Source organism: Azospirillum oleiclasticum, assembly GCF_013423485.1.
In the GTDB taxonomy this organism is placed as follows: domain Bacteria; phylum Pseudomonadota; class Alphaproteobacteria; order Azospirillales; family Azospirillaceae; genus Azospirillum; species Azospirillum oleiclasticum.
The window spans coordinates 61,220-80,547 of record NZ_JABFFR010000050.1 but is presented as its reverse complement, the minus strand read 5'-3'; the positions used below and the strand labels follow the sequence as shown (position 1 = coordinate 80,547).

Annotated in this window: 19 protein-coding genes; 9 read left to right on the top strand and 10 right to left on the bottom strand. The window is 70.8% G+C overall.

Going from position 1 to position 19,328, the window contains the following annotated elements; genetic code table 11:
• Nucleotides 1–1,555: O-linked N-acetylglucosamine transferase, SPINDLY family protein (locus HL658_RS32955; RefSeq protein WP_484463073.1), on the top strand; the 1,555-nt coding region annotated here is incomplete at its 5' end.
• A gap of 174 nt (nucleotides 1,556–1,729) precedes the next feature.
• Nucleotides 1,730–2,374 (top strand): DsbA family oxidoreductase, encoded by a 645-nt coding sequence (locus HL658_RS32950; RefSeq protein WP_180286456.1) that lies wholly within the window; start codon nucleotides 1,730–1,732, stop codon nucleotides 2,372–2,374.
• 42 nt (nucleotides 2,375–2,416) lie between these two features.
• Here HL658_RS32950 and HL658_RS32945 read toward each other — a convergent pair whose 3' ends face one another.
• Both HL658_RS32945 and HL658_RS32940 read right to left on the bottom strand, forming a co-directional pair.
• Nucleotides 2,417–3,301, bottom strand: coding sequence for a c-type cytochrome (locus HL658_RS32945; protein WP_180286457.1), 885 nt, complete (start codon nucleotides 3,299–3,301; stop codon nucleotides 2,417–2,419).
• A 36-nt stretch (nucleotides 3,302–3,337) separates the two neighbouring features.
• The gene (locus HL658_RS32940; protein WP_180286458.1) at nucleotides 3,338–3,799 is read right to left on the bottom strand and encodes a c-type cytochrome; all 462 of its coding nucleotides are present in this window, start codon (nucleotides 3,797–3,799) and stop codon (nucleotides 3,338–3,340) included.
• A gap of 230 nt (nucleotides 3,800–4,029) precedes the next feature.
• Between HL658_RS32940 and HL658_RS32935 the strand changes: the two genes are divergently transcribed.
• Genes HL658_RS32935 through HL658_RS32920 form a run of 4 tightly spaced genes read left to right on the top strand, consistent with a single transcriptional unit; the run spans nucleotide 4,030 to nucleotide 5,515 of the window.
• Nucleotides 4,030–4,278: a DUF4170 domain-containing protein gene (locus HL658_RS32935; protein WP_180286459.1), complete on the top strand. Its 249-nt coding sequence runs from the start codon at nucleotides 4,030–4,032 to the stop codon at nucleotides 4,276–4,278.
• Between the two features lie 46 nt (nucleotides 4,279–4,324).
• Nucleotides 4,325–4,849: a metallophosphoesterase gene (locus tag HL658_RS32930; protein WP_180286460.1), complete on the top strand. Its 525-nt coding sequence runs from the start codon at nucleotides 4,325–4,327 to the stop codon at nucleotides 4,847–4,849.
• Between the two features lie 40 nt (nucleotides 4,850–4,889).
• Nucleotides 4,890–5,201, top strand: a complete 312-nt coding sequence (locus HL658_RS32925) for a type II toxin-antitoxin system CcdA family antitoxin (RefSeq protein WP_180286461.1) — start codon at nucleotides 4,890–4,892, stop codon at nucleotides 5,199–5,201.
• Complete coding sequence (locus HL658_RS32920) at nucleotides 5,201–5,515, top strand: CcdB family protein (RefSeq protein ID WP_180286462.1); 315 nt, start codon at nucleotides 5,201–5,203, stop codon at nucleotides 5,513–5,515. Before HL658_RS32925 ends, HL658_RS32920 begins: the two co-directional genes overlap by 1 nt.
• 15 nt (nucleotides 5,516–5,530) lie before the next feature.
• On the opposite strand, the gene HL658_RS32915 is transcribed toward HL658_RS32920, so the two are convergent.
• The 3 genes from HL658_RS32915 to HL658_RS32905 form a co-directional block, all read right to left on the bottom strand.
• Entirely contained in the window at nucleotides 5,531–6,484 is a 954-nt protein-coding gene (locus tag HL658_RS32915; protein ID WP_180286463.1) for a TAXI family TRAP transporter solute-binding subunit, read from the bottom strand.
• A gap of 107 nt (nucleotides 6,485–6,591) precedes the next feature.
• Nucleotides 6,592–9,741 (bottom strand): efflux RND transporter permease subunit, encoded by a 3,150-nt coding sequence (locus HL658_RS32910; RefSeq protein ID WP_180286464.1) that lies wholly within the window; start codon nucleotides 9,739–9,741, stop codon nucleotides 6,592–6,594.
• Nucleotides 9,738–10,862 (bottom strand): efflux RND transporter periplasmic adaptor subunit, encoded by a 1,125-nt coding sequence (locus HL658_RS32905; RefSeq protein ID WP_180286465.1) that lies wholly within the window; start codon nucleotides 10,860–10,862, stop codon nucleotides 9,738–9,740. Before HL658_RS32905 ends, HL658_RS32910 begins: the two co-directional genes overlap by 4 nt.
• Before the next feature lie 99 nt (nucleotides 10,863–10,961).
• On the opposite strand from HL658_RS32905, the gene HL658_RS32900 reads away from it, so the two are divergent.
• Nucleotides 10,962–11,603, top strand: a complete 642-nt coding sequence (locus HL658_RS32900) for a TetR/AcrR family transcriptional regulator (RefSeq protein WP_180286466.1) — start codon at nucleotides 10,962–10,964, stop codon at nucleotides 11,601–11,603.
• Between the two features lie 166 nt (nucleotides 11,604–11,769).
• Entirely contained in the window at nucleotides 11,770–13,101 is a 1,332-nt protein-coding gene (locus tag HL658_RS37905; RefSeq protein WP_180287708.1) for a protoglobin domain-containing protein, read from the top strand.
• 26 nt (nucleotides 13,102–13,127) lie between these two features.
• On the opposite strand, the gene HL658_RS32890 is transcribed toward HL658_RS37905, so the two are convergent.
• From HL658_RS32890 to HL658_RS32880, 3 genes are all read right to left on the bottom strand, one after another.
• On the bottom strand, nucleotides 13,128–13,508 hold the full coding sequence (locus tag HL658_RS32890) for a hypothetical protein (RefSeq protein WP_180286468.1): 381 nt from the start codon (nucleotides 13,506–13,508) through the stop codon (nucleotides 13,128–13,130).
• A complete protein-coding gene (locus tag HL658_RS32885; RefSeq protein ID WP_180286469.1) occupies nucleotides 13,505–13,678 on the bottom strand; it encodes a hypothetical protein in 174 nt (57 codons plus the stop codon). The genes HL658_RS32890 and HL658_RS32885 overlap by 4 nt, the downstream gene beginning before the upstream one ends.
• A gap of 126 nt (nucleotides 13,679–13,804) precedes the next feature.
• On the bottom strand, nucleotides 13,805–14,674 hold the full coding sequence (locus HL658_RS32880; protein WP_180286470.1) for a LysR family transcriptional regulator: 870 nt from the start codon (nucleotides 14,672–14,674) through the stop codon (nucleotides 13,805–13,807).
• A gap of 161 nt (nucleotides 14,675–14,835) precedes the next feature.
• On the opposite strand from HL658_RS32880, the gene bla reads away from it, so the two are divergent.
• Nucleotides 14,836–15,729, top strand: coding sequence for a class A beta-lactamase (gene bla / locus HL658_RS32875; protein ID WP_180286471.1), 894 nt, complete (start codon nucleotides 14,836–14,838; stop codon nucleotides 15,727–15,729).
• A gap of 50 nt (nucleotides 15,730–15,779) precedes the next feature.
• Here the strand turns inward: bla and HL658_RS32870 are convergent, their stop codons facing one another.
• Both HL658_RS32870 and HL658_RS32865 read right to left on the bottom strand, forming a co-directional pair.
• Nucleotides 15,780–16,634, bottom strand: a complete 855-nt coding sequence (locus tag HL658_RS32870) for an HD-GYP domain-containing protein (RefSeq protein WP_180286472.1) — start codon at nucleotides 16,632–16,634, stop codon at nucleotides 15,780–15,782.
• A 224-nt stretch (nucleotides 16,635–16,858) separates the two neighbouring features.
• Nucleotides 16,859–19,300 carry a methyl-accepting chemotaxis protein gene (locus HL658_RS32865; protein WP_425485403.1) on the bottom strand — a complete coding sequence of 814 codons (2,442 nt, stop codon included), beginning with the start codon at nucleotides 19,298–19,300 and terminating at the stop codon, nucleotides 16,859–16,861.
• Nucleotides 19,301–19,328 lie beyond the last annotated feature (28 nt).

Below are 19,328 nucleotides of genomic sequence, written 5' to 3'. Positions count from 1 at the left end.
CGGGCTGGCGCGCACCCTGCTCGACACCGCACGCCCCGGCGACGCCGCCGACGCGCTGCGCCGCGCCGTGGCGCTGGAGCCCGGTCGCGCCGATCTGCTGCTCGACCTCGCCGCCACCGCCGGCCGGGCCCAGCGGACGGCGGACGCCGCCGCCGCCCTGGACCACGCGCTGGCGCTGGAGCCCGGCAACGCCGCGGCACTCGGCCAGTCCGTGCAGCAAAGGCTGCGCCTGTGCGCCTGGGACGGGCTGGCGGAGCGGGAGGCGGCGCTGCTCGCCGCCCTTCGCGCCGGTGCGGCGGGCGTGCCGCCCTTCGCCCTGCTCGGCATGGACAGCAGCCCGGCCGACCAGCGCCTCGCCGCGGAGCGCTGGGCGGAGCAGCGCACGGCCGGCGTCACCCCCGTCGGCCGCGTGCCCGCCGTCCCTGGCGATGGGCGCATCCGCATCGGCTACCTGTCCGGCGACTTCCACGAGCACGCCGTCGCCCATCTGATCGCCGAGCTGCTGGAACGGCACGACCGCGGCCGCTTCGCCGTCACCGCCTGGTCCACCGGCATCGACGACGGCAGCGCCATGCGCCGGCGGCTGATGGCGGCGGTCGAGCGGTTCGAGGATCTGTCCACCCTGTCCGACGCGGACGCGGCGCGGCGGATCGCCGGGGCCGGCACCGACATCCTGGTCGACCTGACCGGCTACACCGCCTTCGCCCGCACCGCGATCCCGGCGGCCCGGCCGGCGCCGGTGCAGGTGAACTGGCTGGGCTATCCCGGCACCATGGGCGCGCCCTTCATCGACGCCATCATCGCCGACGCCGCGACCATCCCGCCGGAGGACGAGCCGCACTACAGCGAGTCGGTCGTCCGCCTGCCGCACAGCTACCAGCCCAACGACCGCCAGCGCGCCATCGCGGCGGAGACACCGCCCCGCGCCGCCCTCGGCCTGCCGGAGGACGGCTTCGTCTTCTGCTGCTTCAACAGCCCCTACAAGATCCGCCCGGCGGTGTTCGACGTGTGGGCCCGGCTGCTGCACGCCGTGCCCGGCAGCGTGCTCTGGCTCTACGCCGCCGAGCCGCTGGTGTGCGGAAATCTCGGGCGGGAGGCGGTGCGGCGCGGGCTCGACCCGCGGCGGCTGGTCTACGCCCCGCCGCTGCCGTCCGCGCAGCACCTCGCCCGCCACCGGGCCGCCGACCTGTTCCTCGACACCCTGCCCTACAACGCCCACACCACCGGCAGCGACTCGCTGTGGGCCGGGCTGCCGATGGTGACCTGCCGCGGCGCAGCCTTCGCGGGCCGCGTCGCCGCCGGCCTTCTCGGGGCCGCCGGCCTGCCGGAGCTGGTGGCCGACGACCTCGCCGGCTACGAGGCGCTGGCCCTCGCCCTGGCCCGCGACCCCAACCGCCTGGCGGCACTGCGGGAGCGGCTGGCGGCGCAGCGCGACACCTGCCCGCTGTTCGATTCCGCCCGCTTCGCCCGCGACCTGGAGGCGGTCTACACCCGCCTGCACGAGGAACACCGCCGCCGCGCCGCGCTCCGATTCGCCGGCACCCCCGCCGGATAGCGGAGTCACCGTGTCCCACAGGGTTCTGCACACCCTTGTCCCCAGCGCGGTGGATAACTCGGGTCAACCCCGCCCACCGCCATCGCGGCGATCCCGCAACAGGTGTCGCAGCCACGCCACCCACCCCCTTCGGGCGCTTGCCACCGCGGGGGGATTTCGCCGACAGGAGTCGTCATGACCGCAACGCCCACCGTCCGCCTCGTCGTCTGGTCGGACTATGTCTGCCCGTTCTGCTACCTGGAGATGCCCGTGCTGGAGCGGGTGCTGGAGGATTACGGCGACCAGATCGCCATCGACTGGCGCCCCTTCGAGCTGCGCCCCGACCCCGTACCGACGCTCGATCCCGACGGCGACGACCTGCACGAGGTGTGGGAGCGGTCGGTCTACCCGATGGCGGAGGAGCGCGGCGTCACGATCCGCCTGCCGCCGGTGCAGCCGCGCAGCCGCAGGGCGCACGAGGCCGCCGCCTACGCCCGCAGCGTCGGCCAGCTCGGCGTGCTGCACAGCGCGCTGTTCCGCGCCTTTTTCGAGGAGGGGCTGGACATCGGCGACGAGCGTGTGCTGCTCGACCTCGCCGCCACCGTCGGGCTCGACGCCGGCGCCCTGCTGGACGCGCTGCGCAGCGGACGCTTCCGCGAGGTGGTCGAGGCCGACCTGCGGCTGGCCCAGCGCATGGGGCTGACCGGTGTCCCGGCCATCGTGGTGGTGCCGGACGAGACGCTCGGCGGCCCGCCCCTGCTGGTCAGCGGCGCCCAGCCCTACGAACAGGTCGCCGGCGCGGTCGAGCAGGCGCTGTTCGGCGGCGCGGGTTCTGCGTGAGGCACCCTCTCCCGCCGGAGGCGGGCGAGGGAGGACGCGGCGTCACTTCACCGCGGGCACGCTCTTCAGGTAGACGGCGATGGCCCGCCGGTCCTCCGGGGTGAGTTTGGAGGTGCTGTTGCGGATCACCTCGCCCATGCCGCTGCCGACGAAGTCGCCGTCGGGGGTCATGCCGATCTCCAGGAAGGAGGCGATGTCGCCCACCGACCAGCCGCCGATGCCGGCCTTGGGCTCGGGGGTGATGTTGGGGATCTTGTCGCCCTCGGGCCCTTCCGAGCTGCCGGCGAAGCGGCGGTCCTGGTCCATGCCGCCCATCCAGTCGCGCGGCGTGTGGCATTCGCCGCAATGACCGAGCGCCTCCACCAGATAGCGGCCGCGGTTCCACTCCGCGGGTTTCGAGGGATCGTCGGGCAGCGGCCCCTCGTCCAGATAGAGTGCCTTCCACACCGGCAGCAGGAAGCGCCAGCCGAAGGGCGGGTCCAGATCGTGCGGGCGGTTCGCCTGGGCCGAGGCCGGGCGCGTCATCAGATAGGCGCGCAGGTCCTTCAGGTCGGCGTCCGTCATCCGCGTGTAGCTGGCGTAGGGGAAGGCGGGGAACAGGTGCGTGCCGCCCGGCCCCTCCCCCTCGCGGAAGGCCTTGACGAATTGCGCCTCGGTCCAGCGGCCGATGCCGTGGGTGGGGTCGGGGGTGATATTCGGGGTGTGGAAGGTGCCGAAGGGCGTGGCAAGCCCGCGCCCGCCGGCCAAGGGCGCCCCGCCGCCCTTCTCGTCGGTGTGGCAGCCGAGGCAGCCGGCCGCGTTGAACACATATTCCCCGCGCCGGACCGCGTCGGCGGGCGGCGTTTCGGCCGCGACCGCCGACGGGCCGGACGCCGCAAGGGCCACCGGCACCAGGGTGATCGCCAGGATGAGGCTGCGGTGGCCCATGGGACGGGGTCTTCCGTTGTTGCCGTTTCGCGCCGGTTACTGCTTGGGCGCGCGGAACTGGTCGTGGCAGGTGCCGCAGGCCTTGCCGACCCCGCCCATGGCGGCGGCGATCTGCTGGCGGTCGCCGCTGGCGGCGGCCTCGGTCAGCTTGGCGGCGGCGGGCTTCAGGTCGGCCCACTGCTTGGCGAAGACATCCCAGCTCGTCCAGATCTCCGGCTTGGCACGGCTCTCGCCGCCGGTGGAGCCGGCCGGGAACAGGCTGGCGATGTCCTTCGACGCGGCCTCGGTCAGGCGCGCCGCGGCGGCCTTCACGTCGTCCACGGTGCCGCCCTCGTTCTTCACGAACTTGCCCGTGGCCTGCATGGCCCCGCCCATGGTCTTCATGGTCTGCTCGCGCATCTTCATGACGGACTCCTTGTCCTGCGCCACCGCGGTGCAGGCAAGGCAGGCAAGGAGCGTGGACGCGGCGGTAATGGTCAGAAATTTGCGCGAAGCCATCGTGTGGTTCCCCCGGTTTCAGGTTGCTTCAACAACCCTGGACGCTGCCGCACACCACTTATTCCGATCACCCCGAAGCTGACATGGCTTTCCCCGTTCACAACTCCGTGAGGGGTGCGACATGGTGTCTGTTGCGATGCAACAAACAGGGGCCTGTGCGCACTTGAAGGACAGCCCGCCGGGCGGTTATGAGAATGGCAGACCGCAACCCCCCGACAGGACCCCCGGCCATGCCCGACAAGCAGTTGCTCCATCTGGTGTTCGGCGGACAGCTCGTGCGCCCCGACAGCACCGAGTTCGTCGATCCCAACAAGCTCCACATCGTCGGCATCTTCCCCAACTACGACAGCGCCTACAAGGCGTGGCGCGGCGCCACCGGCGCCACCATCGACGACGCGCACATGCGCTACTTCATCGTGCACATGCACAAGCTGATGGACCCGGGGGCCGAGGGCGGCGACCACGGCCACCACCACTGACGCCGGCGCCGGTGGACCGGACGGCCCGGATCGGCGTTGACCGGGCATGACCGTCTATTTCACCAGCGACACCCATTTCGGACACGCCGGCGCGCTCGGCCGCTTCCGCCGGCCCTTCGGGTCGGTGGCCGAGATGGACGAGGCGATGGTGGCGCGCTGGAACGCCACCGTCGGCGCGGACGACACGGTCTGGCACCTGGGCGACTTCGCGCTCCGCCACAAGCGGGACGCCATGGCGGCCCTGCTGGACCGGCTGAACGGCACCAAGCATCTGCTGGCCGGCAACAACGACGGCCCGGACACCCTGTCCCTGCCCGGCTGGGCCAGCACCGGCCATTACGCGGAGATCACGGTGGACGGCACGCCGCTGGTCCTGGGGCACTACGCCTTCCGCACCTGGAACGCCATGCACAAGGGTGCGCTGAACCTGCACGGCCACAGCCACGGCCAACTCAAGCCCCTGCCCCGCCAGATCGACGTCGGCGTCGACGTGTGGGACTTCCGCCCCGTGACCCTGGCGGAGATCCGGCCGCGCAGGCGGGGGATTGCCGCCCGGACCGATGAGCCTTAACCTGACAGCCTCCCTATTCCGGGATCAGGGACGACCGGCAATGAGCCATGTGCGGAAACCGGACGACGGCTACGACACCACGGCCGCGAAGCGCCACGTGAACGTGACGCTGAACGAAGATCTGGTGCGCGTCGCCCAGACCTACACCGACAATCTGTCGGACACCATCGAGACCCTGCTCGCCGACTGGGCGCGATCCGAACGCGAGAAGCAGGAGAAGGCTCCCGGACATTGGGAGAAGGTGGTCGCCTCCTGGAACGCGTTCGATGAGAAGCACGGCAGTTTCGCGCAGGAGTGGAGCCAGCATTTCTGGCCCGATCCGACGGACGAATGGGAGAGCGGGGAGCGCTGATGGCGCAGTTCGACGTCCACCGCAATCCCGGACGCAACAGGACCGCCATTCCCTACCTGGTGGTCGTTCAAGGCAACCGGTGGGAAAACCGCCCCGACCGTGTGGTCGTGCCGCTGGTGGCGGCGCACGAAGTCGATTACCGGGACCGGACGCTCAATCCGGAGTTTCTGATCGAAGGCACCCCGGTGATCCTGAACCCGCTTCAGATCGTCGCCATTCCAGCGCGGTTCCTGGGGCCCGTGGTCGCCAGCTTCGACCACGAGCACACCCGGATTATCGCCGCTATCGACCTTCTGATCCAGCAAGGCCGATAGGCTCGGTCATCCCCATCAGTTGACCTTCCCCGCCCCCTCGAAGAAGCGCTCCGCGGCCGGGTGAAGCGGCACGGCGCCCACTTCCGGCTTCAGGCTGCGGTCGCGCAGGTCGGACAGGGCGGGGTTCATCATGCGCAACAGGTCGCGGTTCTGCTGGACGGTGGTGAGGATGGCGGTCAGCGCCGCGTCCGGCGTGTCGGCGCGGGCCACCAGAACGGCGCGCACGCCCAGCGTCGGCACCGGCTTGCGCACGGTGGGGTAGAGGTCGACCGGGATGCTGGTCGCGGTCACCACCGGCACGTCGTGGATCAGCGCCTCCGCCAGGGGGCCGACCACCGGCAGCAGCCGCGCCTTGCAGCGCGACAGCGCGTCCACCAGCACCGGGCTGGGGTGGCCGATGAACAGGAAGGCGGCGTCGATGCGGCGGTCGCACAGCGCGGCGGCGGACTCGCCGGAGCGGAGTTCCACCGGCTTCACGCCCAGCGACGCCGTCAGCCGCTCCACGATCGGCCGCCCGCCGGAACCGACCGCGCCCAGATCCACCTTGCGGCCCTTCAGCCCCTTCAGATCCTTGACCTTCACATCCGGGCGCACCACCAGGGCGAGCCCCTCCTCATGCAGGGACATGACCGAGCGCAAGGTCTCGAAACGGCCGGAGGCGGCGAACACGCCGGTGCCGCGGAAGGCGTCCAGCTCCAGATCGGCCTGCACGATCGCCAGATCGAAACGGCCGGCCCGCAGCCCGTCCAGATTGTCCACCGATCCCTTGGTCGGCAGGACCGCCAGCTCCACACCGGACGCGGCGGGCGACTGCTCCAGCAGCATGCGCAACGCCACACCGACCGGAAAATAGGTCGCCAGCTCCGGCCCCGTCGCCAGCGTCAGCGGCTTCGCCTCGGCCCGCTCCGCACCCACGGCAACCCACGCCGCGACGACCGCCACCGCGGCGCGCGCCCACCACCCCTTCATACCTGCCCCCTAGCCACACGCGTTCTTATGCGGTGGCACCATAGCGCAAGCATCCGGGCCCGTCCAACCACGGGTTGGCACCGCGATCGCGGACGGGAGGATACCGATCAGTCCGCCGCCATCATGACCGGCCGCAACGCCCCGCCCGCCGCAGGCTCGGTGCGCCGGGCCGGCGCCTTCACACGGAACCAGGCGGCGTAGAGGGCGGGCAGGAAGAAGATCGTCAGCACCGTCGCCCCGGCCAGCCCGCCCATCATGGCGACCGCCATCGGCCCCCAGAACACGCTGTGGGTCAGCGGGATCATCGCCAGGATGGCGGCGGCGGCGGTCAGCACGATGGGCCGGGTGCGACGCACGGTGGCCTCGATGATGCCGGTCCAGCGGCTGTGGCCGGCGCGCACATCCTGCTCGATCTGGTCCACCAGGATGACCGAGTTGCGCATGATGATGCCGGCCAGCGCGATCACCCCCAGCATCGCCACGAAGCCGAAGGGCATGCCGGTCAGCAGCAGCGCCGCCGTCACCCCGATCAGCCCGAGCGGCGCCGTCAGCAGCACCAGCAGGAGCTGCGAGAAGCTCTGGAGCTGGATCATCAGGGTGGTGACCATGATCAGCAGCATCACCGGCAGCATGGCGTTGATGGAGTTCTGGCCCTTGGCGCTCTCCTCGATGGTGCCGCCCATGTCGATGCGGTAGCCGTCGGGCAGCCGGGCGCGCAGGTCGGCCAGCGCCGCGTTGACCCGCTGGCTGACCATCGGGGCCTGCAGGCCGCCGGTCACGTCGGCCTTCACCGTCATGGTGGTGTCGCGGGCACGGCGCCACAGCACCGGCTCCTCCAGCTCGTAGCGCAGGACCGCCACCTGGCTCAGCGGCACCATGGTGCCGCGTCCCGTGCGCACGGCGAGGTCGCCGAGCCCCGCCAGATCCAGCCGCTCTCGGTCGGGCGTGCGCACGACCACGTCGATCAGCTCGGTGCCCTCGCGGTGCTGGGTGACGGTCACCCCGCCCAGCAGCAGTTGCAGGGCGTTGGACAGGTCCTGCCGGGTCACCCCCAGCGCGCGGGCCTTCGCCATGTCCACCTCCAGCCGCACGCGCTTGGACAGCTCGTCCCAGTCCAGATGCACGTTGGTCAGGTTGGGGTCGGCGCGCATGCGGTCGCGCAGCGCGTAGGCGGCGCGGCGCAGCGTGTCGGGGTCGCTGCCGGTCACGCGGAACTGCACGGGATAGCCGACCGGCGGCCCGTTCTCCAGCCGCGCCACGCGCACGCGCGCCGCCGGGAAGTCGGTCTCGGCCCGCGCGGTCAGCGCCGCCAGCACCCGCTCGCGGACGGTCAGGTCCTTGGTCATGACCACGAACTGCGCGAAGTTGGCGGTCGGAAGCTGCTGGTCGAGCGGCAGGTAGAAGCGCGGGGCGCCGCCGCCGGTGTAGGCGGTGAAATGCTCAACCCCGTCGTCGGCGGCCAGGATGCGCTCCATCCGCGCCACGTCAGTCGCTGTGGCGTCGAAGGAGGCGCCCTCGGCCAGCCGGATGTCGACCAGCAGCTCCGGCCGGCTGGCCGAGGGGAAGAACTGCTGCTGCACGAAGCCGAACCCCACCAGCGCCGCGGCGAAGGCCCCCACGGTCGCCAGGATGGTGGCCCAGCGCCAGCGCACGCAGGCCGTCACCGCCGCGCGCAGCACCCGGTAGAAGCGGGTGTCGTAGACGTCGTGCCCGGCCGCGGCGTGCTTGGGCGTCGGCAGCAGCTTGTAGCCGAGGTAGGGGGTGAAGATCACCGCCACCACCCAGGACAGCAGCAGCGAGATGCCGACCACCCAGAAGATCGAGTTCGTGTATTCCCCCGCCGCCGAGCGGGCGAGCCCCACCGGCACGAAGCCCGCCGCCGTCACCAGCGTGCCGGTCAGCATGGGGAAGGCGGTCGAGGTCCAGGCATAGGCGCCGGCCTTCATCCGGCCCCAGCCCTGCTCCATCTTCACCACCATCATCTCCACCGCGATGATGGCGTCGTCCACCAGCAGCCCCAGCGCGATGATCAGCGCCCCCAGCGAGATGCGCTGCAGGTCGATGCCCAGCAGCAGCATGGCGACCAGGGTCAGCGCCAGCACCAGCGGCACCGCCAGCGCCACCACGATGCCGGTTCGCCAGCCCAGGCTGACGAAGCTGACCAGCATGACGATGGCCAGCGCCTCCGCCAGCGACTTCATGAACTCGCCCACCGAGCGCTCGACCACCGCCGGCTGGTCGTTGACCTGCGCGAGCTCCACGCCCACCGGCAGCCCGGCGCGCACCCGCGCCATCTCCGCGGCCAGCCGCTCGCCCAGCGTCAGCACATTGCCGCCCTTGGCCATCACGACGCCCACGCCGATGGCGTCGCGGCCGCCCACCCGCATGGTCTGGCGCTTGGGATCCACATAGCCGCGGCGGATGTCGGCCACGTCGCCGACGGTGAGCAGCCGGCCGTCCACCTCGATGGGGATGCCGCGCACCTTCTCGGCGCTGTCGATGCCCATATCGACGCGGACCCGCACGCGCGCCGGGCCGCTGTCCACCTCGCCGGCCGCGGCGACGGCGTTCTCGCGCTGCAGGGCGGCGATCACCGTGTCGATGGGCAGGCCGAAGCTGGCGAGCCGCTGCACCGACAGCTCCACATAGATGCGCTCGTCCTGGGCGCCGATCAGGTCCACCTTCTGCACGTCGGGCAGGCGCAGCAGCCGCTCGCGCGTCTCCTCGGCGATGCGCTTGAGCTGTGCCGGCGTGAAGTCCTCCCCCATCAGGGCGTAGATGGCGGAATAGACGTCGCCGAACTCGTCGTTGAAGAAGGGCCCGCGCACCCCGTCGGGCAGGGTGTGGCGGATGTCGCCGATCTTCTTCCGCGCCTGGTACCAGATGTCGGCGACCTGTTTGGGTGGCGTGTAGTCCTTCAGCGTCAGGAAGACCACGGACTCGCCGGGCTTGGAATAGCTGCGGGCGAAGTCGTAGTAGGGCACCTCCTCCAGCTTCTTCTCGATGCGGTCGGTGACGAGACGCTCGACCTCCGCCGCGGTGGCTCCGGGCCAGTCGGTGCGGATGGTCATCACCTTGAAGGTGAAGGAGGGGTCCTCGGCGCGGCCCAGCGAGCGGTAGGCCACCGCCCCCGCCACCACGCTGGCGAGGATCAGGAACAGCACCAGCGTGCGGTGCGACAGCGCCCAGGCCGACAGGTTCAACCCTTCGCGCGCGGCGCCGTCCTCGGGTGCGGTGTGACTCGACGGGCCACTCATGGCGCCGGCTCCGCCCACACCCGGACCTTCACCGTCGGGTCGAGCTTGTGGACGCCGGCGGTCACCACCCGCTCGCCGTCGCGCACACCACCGGCCACCACCACCTCGCCCCCGGCGAAGGCGGCGACCTGGACCGGCCGCAGCTCCAGCTTGCCGGCGTCGGGGTCCACCACCCACACGGCGGGGTCGTGGCCGCGCTGGGTCAGCGCGGTCATCGGCAGGCGGGCGACGGCGCCGCCGCGCCCCTGCACGGCGACCAGCGTCGCCGTCATGCCGATCTGCACGGCCGGCGGCGGCTCGCGCAGCGAGACGCGGGCCTGGAAGGTGCGGGTGCCGGCGTCGGCCCCCGGCGCCAGCTCGCGCAGGGTTGCGGGCAGGGAGACGCCGGGCAGCGACCACAGCTCCACCGCCAGCGCCCGCTCGGGCAGGCCGGCGACCTGATGCTCGGGCAGGTTGGCCACCGCCTCGAGCTCCCCCAGCCGGGCGATGCGGAAGGCGGTGCGGCCCTGCGCCACCACCTGCCCCGGCTCCACCAGCACCTCGGTCACCACGCCGGGGCCGTCGGCCAGCAGCGTGGTGTAGCGGGCGGAGTTGGCGACGACCTTGAGCTGCGCCTCCGTCTCCCGCACATGGGCATCGGCCTTGTCCAGCACCGCCTTGCGGCGGTCGAACTCCTGCTGGGTCGCCCAGTCGCCCTGGCGGAGCTGGGTGTAGCGCTGGAAATCGGCGCGGGCGTTGGCGGCGTCGGCCCTGGCGGAGGCGAGCTGCGCCTCGGCCGCGCGGACCTGGAGCTCCACGTCGGTGGGGTCGAGGCGGGCGAGCGGCGTCCCCTCCTCCACCCGCGCGCCGGTGCTGACCAGCCGCTCCACCACCTTGCCGGCGATGCGGAAGCCGATCTCCGCCTCCACCCGCGGGCGGATCACGGCGGGGTAGCGGGCCACGTCGTCGGCGGGACGCAGCACCACCGTGGCGACGCGCACCGGCCGCACCTCCTCCGCCGGGGCGGCGGCGCTGTCCGCCTCCGCCTTGCAACCGGCAAGACCGGGGGCGGCCAACCCCAGCGCGACCAGCGCCAGAAGAGGCAACGCACCACGTTTGCTCCACGCGACCCGGCCGGCCATCGGCAGCCTCCACTGGACTGGACTGTATCGTATCATTAAGCTGTAACGCGGACCCTGAAGCGGGTCAAGGGTGAACGATACAGTTCAGTACAGGAACGAATGACCTCCCCCACTTCTGCGACCACTGCCACTCCGCGCGACGACCGCAAGGCCGACCAGATCCTGGAGGCGGCCAAGGCCGTGTTCCTGGAGCACGGCTACGCCGGCACCTCCATGGACCTGGTGGCGCAGAGCGCGCGGGTGTCCAAGACCACGCTCTACGCCCGCTTCCCGTCCAAGGAGGCGCTGTTCGCCGCCACCATCCACGCGGAGTGCGAACGCCGTGGCATGCAGTTCCGGGCGGAGGATTTCGACGATCTGACGGTGGAGGACGCGCTGTGCCGCATCGGCCGCCGCTTCGTCGACCTGATCTGGTCGCCGGAGGCGGTGCGCGTCTACCAGCTCGTGGTTGGCGACGCCGCCCGCTTCCCCGAGATCGCGCGCATCTTCTTCGAGCATGGCCCGACCAAGGGCCGGGCGGCGGTCGTCACCTACCTCCAGCGCGCCCACGACCATGGCCGGCTGCGGGTGCCCGACCCGCTCTTCGCCGCCCGTGAACTGCTCTCGATGCTGCAGGGCGGGCCATGGTTCGAGCTGACGCTGGGCGTCGGCACCGCCCCGCCGCCCGACGAGCGCGACCGCTTCGTGCAGCGGGTGGTGCGGCTGTTCCTCGGCGGGGTGGAGCGGATGGACGGCCGCTGACCGCCGATTCGCAGCGGCCGTTCCGGGCATTCCGCATAGCAATCATTCCAAATTGACGGCGCTTTTCCCAGGACGCCGCGGGATTGTTTGTGATTTGATCCAACGAAAGGAAGAGCAAATCGTACGTCGCGGCTGGGGACGAAATATGCTGGAAAACACCGAACGCATGGATCTCTTGCGATTCGCGGTTATTGATGACGAGGCCCGTTCTGTACTGAGCGAATTGAGAGTTATTCTCAACGACCAACTCGATACGATCATTGAAAACTTCTATCGCCACCTGCGTAATTTTCCTTCGCTCGACCGCATGTTCCAGTCGGAGGAGCGGCGGCGGCACGCGGCGGAGCAGCAGAAGCGTCACTGGCTGCGCCTCTTCGCCGGCACGCTGGACGACGAGTATGTCGCCTCCGTCCAGCGGGTGGGCCGCACCCACGCCCGCATCGGGCTTGAGCCGCAGTGGTACACCACGGCCTACGGCTACACGGTGAACGCGCTGCACGCGGCCATCGAGCGCCACTGCCGGCGCCGCTTCACCACCGCCGCCGCGGCCCGCCGCATGACGGCGATGATGCGCGCGGTGACCAGCCTCAGCCTGATCGACATGAACCTCTCCGTGTCCGTCTATCTGGAGGAGGTGCGGGAGCAGCACCGCCGCGCGCTCGACGCGTTGGCGGTCGACTTCCAGGGCGGCATCGGCCAGGTGGTGGCCGAGCTGGGCGAGGCGGCGGAGAGCATGGCGGCGGGCGCCGACCGCATGCTGGCGATCTCCACCGACACCACGGAGCAGTCGGCCTCGGTGCTCGACGCGGCCGGGGTGACGACGGACAATGTGCAGGCGGTGGCCGCCGCGCTGACCGAGCTGTCGGCCTCGGTGGACGAGGTGGGGCGCAGCATGCGGGTCTCGGCGGCCAGCGCGCTCGACGCCGTGAAGGCCACGGAGCGCACCAACACCGTGGTGGAGGGGCTGGCCTCGGCCGTCCAGCGCATCGGCGAGGTGGTGACCCTGATCCGCAGCGTGGCGACCCAGACGAATCTTCTGGCCCTGAACGCCACCATCGAGGCGGCGCGCGCCGGGGAGGCCGGCAAGGGCTTCGCCGTGGTCGCGCACGAGGTCAAGCAGCTCGCCAACCAGACCTCCGCCGCCACCGACGACATCGCCGCCCAGATCGCCGGCATCCAGGCGGCGACCGCCGCCGCGGTGGCCGCCATCCGAGACATCCAGGGCATCGTCCGCTCGATCAGCGACACCGTCGCGTCGGTCTCCACCGCGGCCGAACAGCAGGGGGCGGCCACCCGCGACGTCGCCCGCAACGTCGAGCACGCGGCCGGCGGTGCCGCCGGTGTGTCCGGCATCATGCGGGGCGTCTCGGATTCCGCGGCGGAAGCGACCCGCACCGCCCGCGAGCTCGCGACGACCACCGGCATCCTGCGCGACCGCTCCGACCAGCTCGCCCAGCGCACGGCGCGCTTCGTGGACCGCATCCGGCAGCACGGGTAGGCCGAGGCCTGTTCGCGACGCGACGACTAGGTCTGCGTGGTTTCCTTGGGATTGGCGTTGTGCTTGAGGAGCTTCAGCTCGAACTCGGCGTGCAGTCGCTTCTCCATCTCGGCCATGCGCTCCTTATGGCGCTCGTTCAACTCGTCGACCTGCTTGGTGAAACGGCTCTCCACATCCTCGATTGCCTTGGTGAGATGGCGCACCTGCTCGCTGAGCACACGGAGATGGGCGGCTTGGTCGGAAGCCTTGGCGCTGACGTCTTTCAGGCCCTGTGCGTTCTCACGAACCCGCTCGAAGAGGGTGACCGCACCGACCAGCTTGTCGCCGATCCAGCCAAGGACGCCGCCGGCGTTGTTGGTTGGTTCCGGCGGCGGTGGAGGTGGCGGCAGGCCGGACGGCACGCTCATTGACCGACGAGGCCCCGACGTTTCAGCCAGGCGTTCACCGCGTCAATGTTGGCATCGGTTTCCTTGAGCGACTTATCGATCGATCTGAGATTCTCGCGAACCGACGGATCGACGCGGTGGCGCATGGGCTTGGCGTCATCCCCAAGCGGATCGACGGAGGATCTGGCCATCGGAAACTCCTGGTCGGCGAGCGTTCTTGGTTCGATCATAACACATGGGCCGTTCGCCTGTCCGGCGGGAGTCCGTCGCGATCCATCGATGCGCGCGCCCTCCGGCGGTGCGGACGTCGGACACGGTCACCCCGCCGCCAGGATCCACGCCTCGAAGGCACGCATGGCGGGGGTCGGCTGGCGCGACTTCAGCCTCGTCAACCAATAGCTGCCCCGGCTGGTCTGGATGGCGAAGGGCTGGCGGATGGCGCCCTCCGCGAGCTGGCGGGCGAACATCAGCGGCGGGCAGAGCGCCACCCCCACCCCCTGCAGCGCCGCCTCCATCATGGCGAGCGAGCTGTCGAAGACGATCCCCTTCAGCAGCGGCGGCGGGGTGGCGATGCCGGCGGCGGCGAACCAACCCGCCCATTCGTCGGCGCGGTAGGAGCGCAGCAGCGTCCGCCCCAAGAGGTCTGCCGGCTCGCGCAGCTCGTCGGCGATGGCCGGGATGCACAGCACCGACAGCGGCGCCTCGAACAGCCGCACCGCGTCGGTGCCGTGCCAGGCGCCGTCGCCGAAGCGGATGGCGAGATCCAGCCCCTCCGCCGCCATGTCCACCCGGTTGTTGTTGGTGGACAACCGCAGGTCGATGAAGGGGTGCGCCTCGTGGAAGGCCGGCAGCCGCGGCAACAGCCAGCCGACGGCGAAGGTGCCGACCGCCCCCACCGTCAGGATCTCGCGCACCCGCCCGCCCTGGAAGCGCTCCAGCATGTCGGCCATGCGGTCGAAGCCGTCGCGCAGCACCGGCAGCAGCGCCTCCCCCTCCGCGGTGATCATCAGCCCGCGCGGCAGCCGCTTGAACAGCGTGACGTTCAGCCGGGCTTCGAGCTGCTTCACCTGATGGCTGACCGCCGCCTGGGTGACGCACAGCTCCACCGCCGCGCGGGTGAAGCTGAGATGCCGGGCCGACGCCTCGAAGGCGCGCAGCGCGTTGAGCGGCAGGTAGGGACGGACCATGGATGCCCAAATCCAATTTATGGCTGGACCCAATTAACGTGGTTTGCCGGGGGGGTCAAAGGCGGTGCACCCTGCGTCCGTCGGCCGACACGCACAAATCGGGCTCGGGCATCCGCCCGCCGTCAACGACCACCCGTATCAAATACTCCGGGACCGCAACCATGCCCATCGTCCTCACCCGGCGCAGCTTCGCCGCGCTTGCCGGAACCCTGCTCGCCGCCGGCACCCTGGCCCGTCCGCGCCTCGCCGCCTCAGCACCCCCCGACGCCTTCGCCACCGCCGTCGCCGCCATCGAGAAGCGCGTCGGCGCGCGGCTCGGCGCTGCCGTGCTCGACACCGGCACGGGCCGGCGCTGGGCCTATCGCGGCGACGAGCGTTTCCCCATGTGCAGCACCTTCAAGGCGGCGGCGGCCGCCGCGATCCTGGCGCGCGTCGATGCCGGGCAGGAGGATCTGGGGCGGCGCATCCGCTACAAGGCGTCCGACCTGCTGGAGTATGCCCCGGCCGCCAAGGCGAACCTCGCCCGCGGCATGACCATGGGCGAGCTGTGCGAGGCCGCCGTCACCCTCAGCGACAACACCGCCGCCAACCTGATGCTGACCAGCATGGGCGGGCCGGCCGCCTTCACCAGCTTCCTGCGCTCGGTGGGTGACGCCAGGACCCGGCTCGACCGCATGGAGCCGGAGTTGAACAGCGCCACCCCCGGCGACCCGCGCGACACCACCACCCCCAACGCCATGACCGAGACGCTGGAGGTGCTGTGCACCGGCGACGCCCTGTCGGAGACGTCCCGCGAGCGCTTCAACGGCTGGCTGATCGCCACCCGCACCGGCGACGCCCGCATCCGCGCCGGCCTGCCCAAGGGCTGGCGCGCCGGCGACAAGACCGGCACCGGCGCGCTGGGCACCGCCAACGACATCGCCATCGCCTGGCCCCCCGGCCGCGCGCCGGTCACCATCGCCGTCTACCTCACCGAATGCGACGGGTCCCTGGACGCCCGCAACGCCGCCATCGCCGATGTGGCCCGGCTGGTGCCGGGGCTGCTGGGGGGGTGAGGGCGAGGCCCGCTCCGCTGGTCCCGCGCCGGCGGAGCGACGGCCGGCGATCAGCGATCCGCGCTGCCGGAGGCGGGTGTCCACATGGCCTGTAGGTCGCCCTCCATGATCGCCAGGCAGGCATCGACGGCGCGCGCGTCGAGCTTGCTGCCACGAAGGGCGCAAATCTCCGCCCGCGCCGCGGCGGAGCCCAACGCCACACGGTAGGGGCGATGCGAGGTCATCGCCTCGACCACATCGGCGACGGCGACGACACGGGCTTCCACCGAGATCTGGTCACCGCGCAGGCCGTAGGGGTAACCGGACCCGTCCAGCCTCTCGTGATGATGCGCGACGACGCTGTGCACCACCGCATCGAAATCGATCTTCGACACGATGGCCTCCCCCATTCTCACATGTCCTTTGACAAGGTTGAACTCGTCGACGGTGAGGCGGCCGGGCTTCGAAAGGAGTTCCGCCGGAATCCCGATCTTCCCGATGTCGTGCAGGAGGGCACCGGTGTGGATCGACGCCACCCGTGCCTCCTCCAGTCCCATCCGGCGGGCGATGGCGACCGCCAGCAGGGCCACCCGCTCCTGATGCCCAGCCGTGTAGGGGTCGCGTTGGCCGAGGGTGTGCGAAAGAGCTGCAACCACTTGATCCAGAAGCACGACCAATCGATCGGTTGCCTTGGCCCTTGCGGCGTCCGCCTCGCTTCGAAGCCGCAGTTCGCCAAGCAGATGCCAGCGCAGGACGCTGACCGTCACGGCAATGAAAAACAAGCCCTTGAGCAATTCAAAGGAACTGTGGGCCGAGATATCGGCCCCGAAGAATACGTCGGCCGTCTGGCTTCCGACGAGAATCCAGAGCGTGCCGACGAGGGCATAAGTCCCGGCAACCCTGTTGGCAAAGTTCCGATTGGACATAGGCTGCCGAATGCGAAAGTTGCACGAGATATTTGTCCTGCAAAAAAACACGAGAAACGCAAGAGGTATTTTCCGGGATGCTCCGTCACATTATTTGTGCAAGAACAACCGGATGTGGCACCAAGCCGCGTCCAGACACACCCCGGACCTTGGAGGCGGGGACATGAAAACGCCCCGGAACCCTGCGGCTCCGGGGCGTTCCCGTTTCGGAAGCGGCGCGGCGCTTACGCGCTGCGGATCTGCTTGAGCACGGCGTCGATGTCGTGGCCCAGCGTTTCGGCCTGCTGCGACACGTCGGCCGACGCGCCCAGCACCTGGCTGGCGCTGGCTCCGGTGCGGGAGGCGGCGGACGACACCGTCTCCATGCTGCGGCTCAGCGTCTGGGTGCCCTGGGCCGCCTGCTCGACGTTGCGGGCGATCTCGCGGGTCGCGGCCTCCTGCTCCTCCACCGCGGCGGCGATGCCGGACGCGATGTCGTTGATGGTGCCGATGGTCTCCACGATCGTGCGGATGGCGCCCGCGGCCTCCGAGGTGACCGCCTGCATGGAGCCGATCTGCAGCGCGATCTGCTCGGTCGCCTTGGCGGTCTGGCTGGCGAGGCCCTTGACCTCGTTGGCGACCACCGCGAAGCCCTTGCCGGCCTCGCCCGCCCGCGCCGCCTCGATGGTGGCGTTCAGCGCGAGAAGGTTGGTCTGGCTGGCGATGGCGTTGATGAGGTCGACCACCTTGCCGATCTGCTCGGCCGAGCCCTTCAGGGTCTGCACGATCTCGTCGGTGCGGCGGGCCTGGCCGGAGGCCTGCGCCGCGAACTTGGCGCTGTCCGACACCTGCCGCCCGATCTCGCTGATCGAGGAGGACAGCTCGTGCGCGGCCACCGACACGGTCTGCACGTTGCTGCGGGTCTGGTCGGCGGTGGCGGCGGCCTCCGAGGCCTCCGAGCGGTTCTGCTCGGCCGACTCCTTCATCTCGTTCGCCATCCGGTGCATCTGGTCGGCGCGGGTGGACAGGGTGGAGACCACGCCCTTGATGCTGCGCTCCAGGTCGTCGGCCAGCGCCATCATGGCGGCGTGGCGCTCCTGGGCGGCGCGGCGCCGTTCGGATTCGGCGCGCGCGTTGGCGGCCTCCACCTCGCGGGCGGTGTCGCGGAACACCAGCAGCGCCTGCGCCATCTCCGACACCTCGTCGCGGCCGTCGGCGCGGATGTCCGCGTCGAGCTTGCCGCCGGCGACCTCGCGCATGGTGCCCGCCAGCGCGGTGAGGCGCCCGGCCACCTGCCGCTGCACCACCAGCCAGACGATCAGCAGCGAGGCGACGATGCTGACGGCGGCCAGCAGCACCTGCCACAGCCGGCCCTGCGCCAGCGTGGCGTCGGCGTCCTTGGACGACTGGGCGACGCCGGCCTTGGCGGCGTCGGTCAGCGCCCGGACCGTCTGGTCCAGCCCGACCACGGCCTGCACATTGCCGGCGAGCAGGGCCAGCTCGCTCGCCTGGGTGGCCAGCACCCCGATTCGGCGGCCGAAGATGGTGTCGTTGCCGCGGCCGAGTTCGGCGAGCTTGCGCCCGGCCTCCAGCACACGGGCGTCGTCGGACCCCTTCAGCGCGCCGAGCAGAGCGTCGAACACCGTGCTCACCTGGGCGAAGCGCTCGCCCAGCATCGCCACCGCGTCGGTGGTGGGCGCGCTGGCCGCGGCGTTGAGGATGCCGGCGAGGTCGTTGCCGTAGGACGCCAGCTCCAGCATCCGCCGCACCGCCGCCTGGTCGTTGCTGGCCGACAAGATGCTGTTGCCGATCTGTTGCTCGAAATCCATGGCGCCGACGATGAACTCGGCTTTCACGAAGCCGAGGAGCTGCACCGTCAGCGACTCGATGAGCTGATAGGCGTTGGCGACCGCGTCCACCCGGTCGGTCACCTTCTCCAGCGCGACGGTGCGGTCCATCGACGTCAACGACGGGTCCAGCGAGCGTTCGCGCAGGTCGAACAGCGAGGTGCCGGAGGCGCCGGTCGCCAGCATCAGATCGACCGCCTTGGGCAGCTCCTCCGCCGAGGGCGAGCGGGTGAACCAATCCAGCTTGCGGGCGGTCTTCACCCCTTCGGTCAGCGGCTTGATGCTGCGCACGAAGACGGAGAACTGTTCGCGCACCTCGTCGACGTTGGTGGCGGACTGCAGCCGGCGCAGCGCGTCCAGCACGCTGCGGGAGGCCTCGCGCAGCTCGAACACGGCGATGAGCTGGTCGCGCCGGTCGGTGCCCAGCATCTTCACGGCGGCGCGGACCGTCTCCTCCATGCTCTTCATCGATTGGGTCTGGCGGTTGCTGACCGCGTTGATGCGCGGGTCGAGCGCCTCGGAGAAGCCGCGGTGGGCGGCGTCCACCTGCTGCAGGGCGGCGCTGATCTGGCCGCTCGCCACGATCCGCGATTCGACCATGGACGACAGCCGGTCCAGATTGCCAAGGATGGCGTCCGCCCCCTGCCGCGCGCGCGCCAGCGCCTCGGAATCCACGTTCAGGGACGCCAGAGTGCCGAGCGTCTCGCGCAGGATCGCGCTGCGCTCGCGGATGGCGGCCAGCGCGGCGTTGCGATCGGCCTCGGTCGTCGCCGCGCTCAGCTGCGGGGCCAGGGCCACCACGCGGGCGCTCTCCGTCGCCAGCTGGTCGGCGGCCACCATGGCCGGAACGCTTTCTCCGGTAATTGTC

Coding starts and splice junctions, on each gene's coding strand:
- HL658_RS32950 (WP_180286456.1), top strand. CDS start 1,730: ATGACCGCAACGCCCACCGTCCGCCTCGTCGTCTGGTCGGACTATGTC.
- HL658_RS32945 (WP_180286457.1), bottom strand. CDS start 3,301: ATGGGCCACCGCAGCCTCATCCTGGCGATCACCCTGGTGCCGGTGGCC.
- HL658_RS32940 (WP_180286458.1), bottom strand. CDS start 3,799: ATGGCTTCGCGCAAATTTCTGACCATTACCGCCGCGTCCACGCTCCTT.
- HL658_RS32935 (WP_180286459.1), top strand. CDS start 4,030: ATGCCCGACAAGCAGTTGCTCCATCTGGTGTTCGGCGGACAGCTCGTG.
- HL658_RS32930 (WP_180286460.1), top strand. CDS start 4,325: ATGACCGTCTATTTCACCAGCGACACCCATTTCGGACACGCCGGCGCG.
- HL658_RS32925 (WP_180286461.1), top strand. CDS start 4,890: ATGAGCCATGTGCGGAAACCGGACGACGGCTACGACACCACGGCCGCG.
- HL658_RS32920 (WP_180286462.1), top strand. CDS start 5,201: ATGGCGCAGTTCGACGTCCACCGCAATCCCGGACGCAACAGGACCGCC.
- HL658_RS32915 (WP_180286463.1), bottom strand. CDS start 6,484: ATGAAGGGGTGGTGGGCGCGCGCCGCGGTGGCGGTCGTCGCGGCGTGG.
- HL658_RS32910 (WP_180286464.1), bottom strand. CDS start 9,741: ATGAGTGGCCCGTCGAGTCACACCGCACCCGAGGACGGCGCCGCGCGC.
- HL658_RS32905 (WP_180286465.1), bottom strand. CDS start 10,862: ATGGCCGGCCGGGTCGCGTGGAGCAAACGTGGTGCGTTGCCTCTTCTG.
- HL658_RS32900 (WP_180286466.1), top strand. CDS start 10,962: ATGACCTCCCCCACTTCTGCGACCACTGCCACTCCGCGCGACGACCGC.
- HL658_RS37905 (WP_180287708.1), top strand. CDS start 11,770: ATGGATCTCTTGCGATTCGCGGTTATTGATGACGAGGCCCGTTCTGTA.
- HL658_RS32890 (WP_180286468.1), bottom strand. CDS start 13,508: ATGAGCGTGCCGTCCGGCCTGCCGCCACCTCCACCGCCGCCGGAACCA.
- HL658_RS32885 (WP_180286469.1), bottom strand. CDS start 13,678: ATGGCCAGATCCTCCGTCGATCCGCTTGGGGATGACGCCAAGCCCATG.
- HL658_RS32880 (WP_180286470.1), bottom strand. CDS start 14,674: ATGGTCCGTCCCTACCTGCCGCTCAACGCGCTGCGCGCCTTCGAGGCG.
- bla (WP_180286471.1), top strand. CDS start 14,836: ATGCCCATCGTCCTCACCCGGCGCAGCTTCGCCGCGCTTGCCGGAACC.
- HL658_RS32870 (WP_180286472.1), bottom strand. CDS start 16,634: ATGTCCAATCGGAACTTTGCCAACAGGGTTGCCGGGACTTATGCCCTC.
- HL658_RS32865 (WP_425485403.1), bottom strand. CDS start 19,300: ATGGTGGCCGCCGACCAGCTGGCGACGGAGAGCGCCCGCGTGGTGGCC.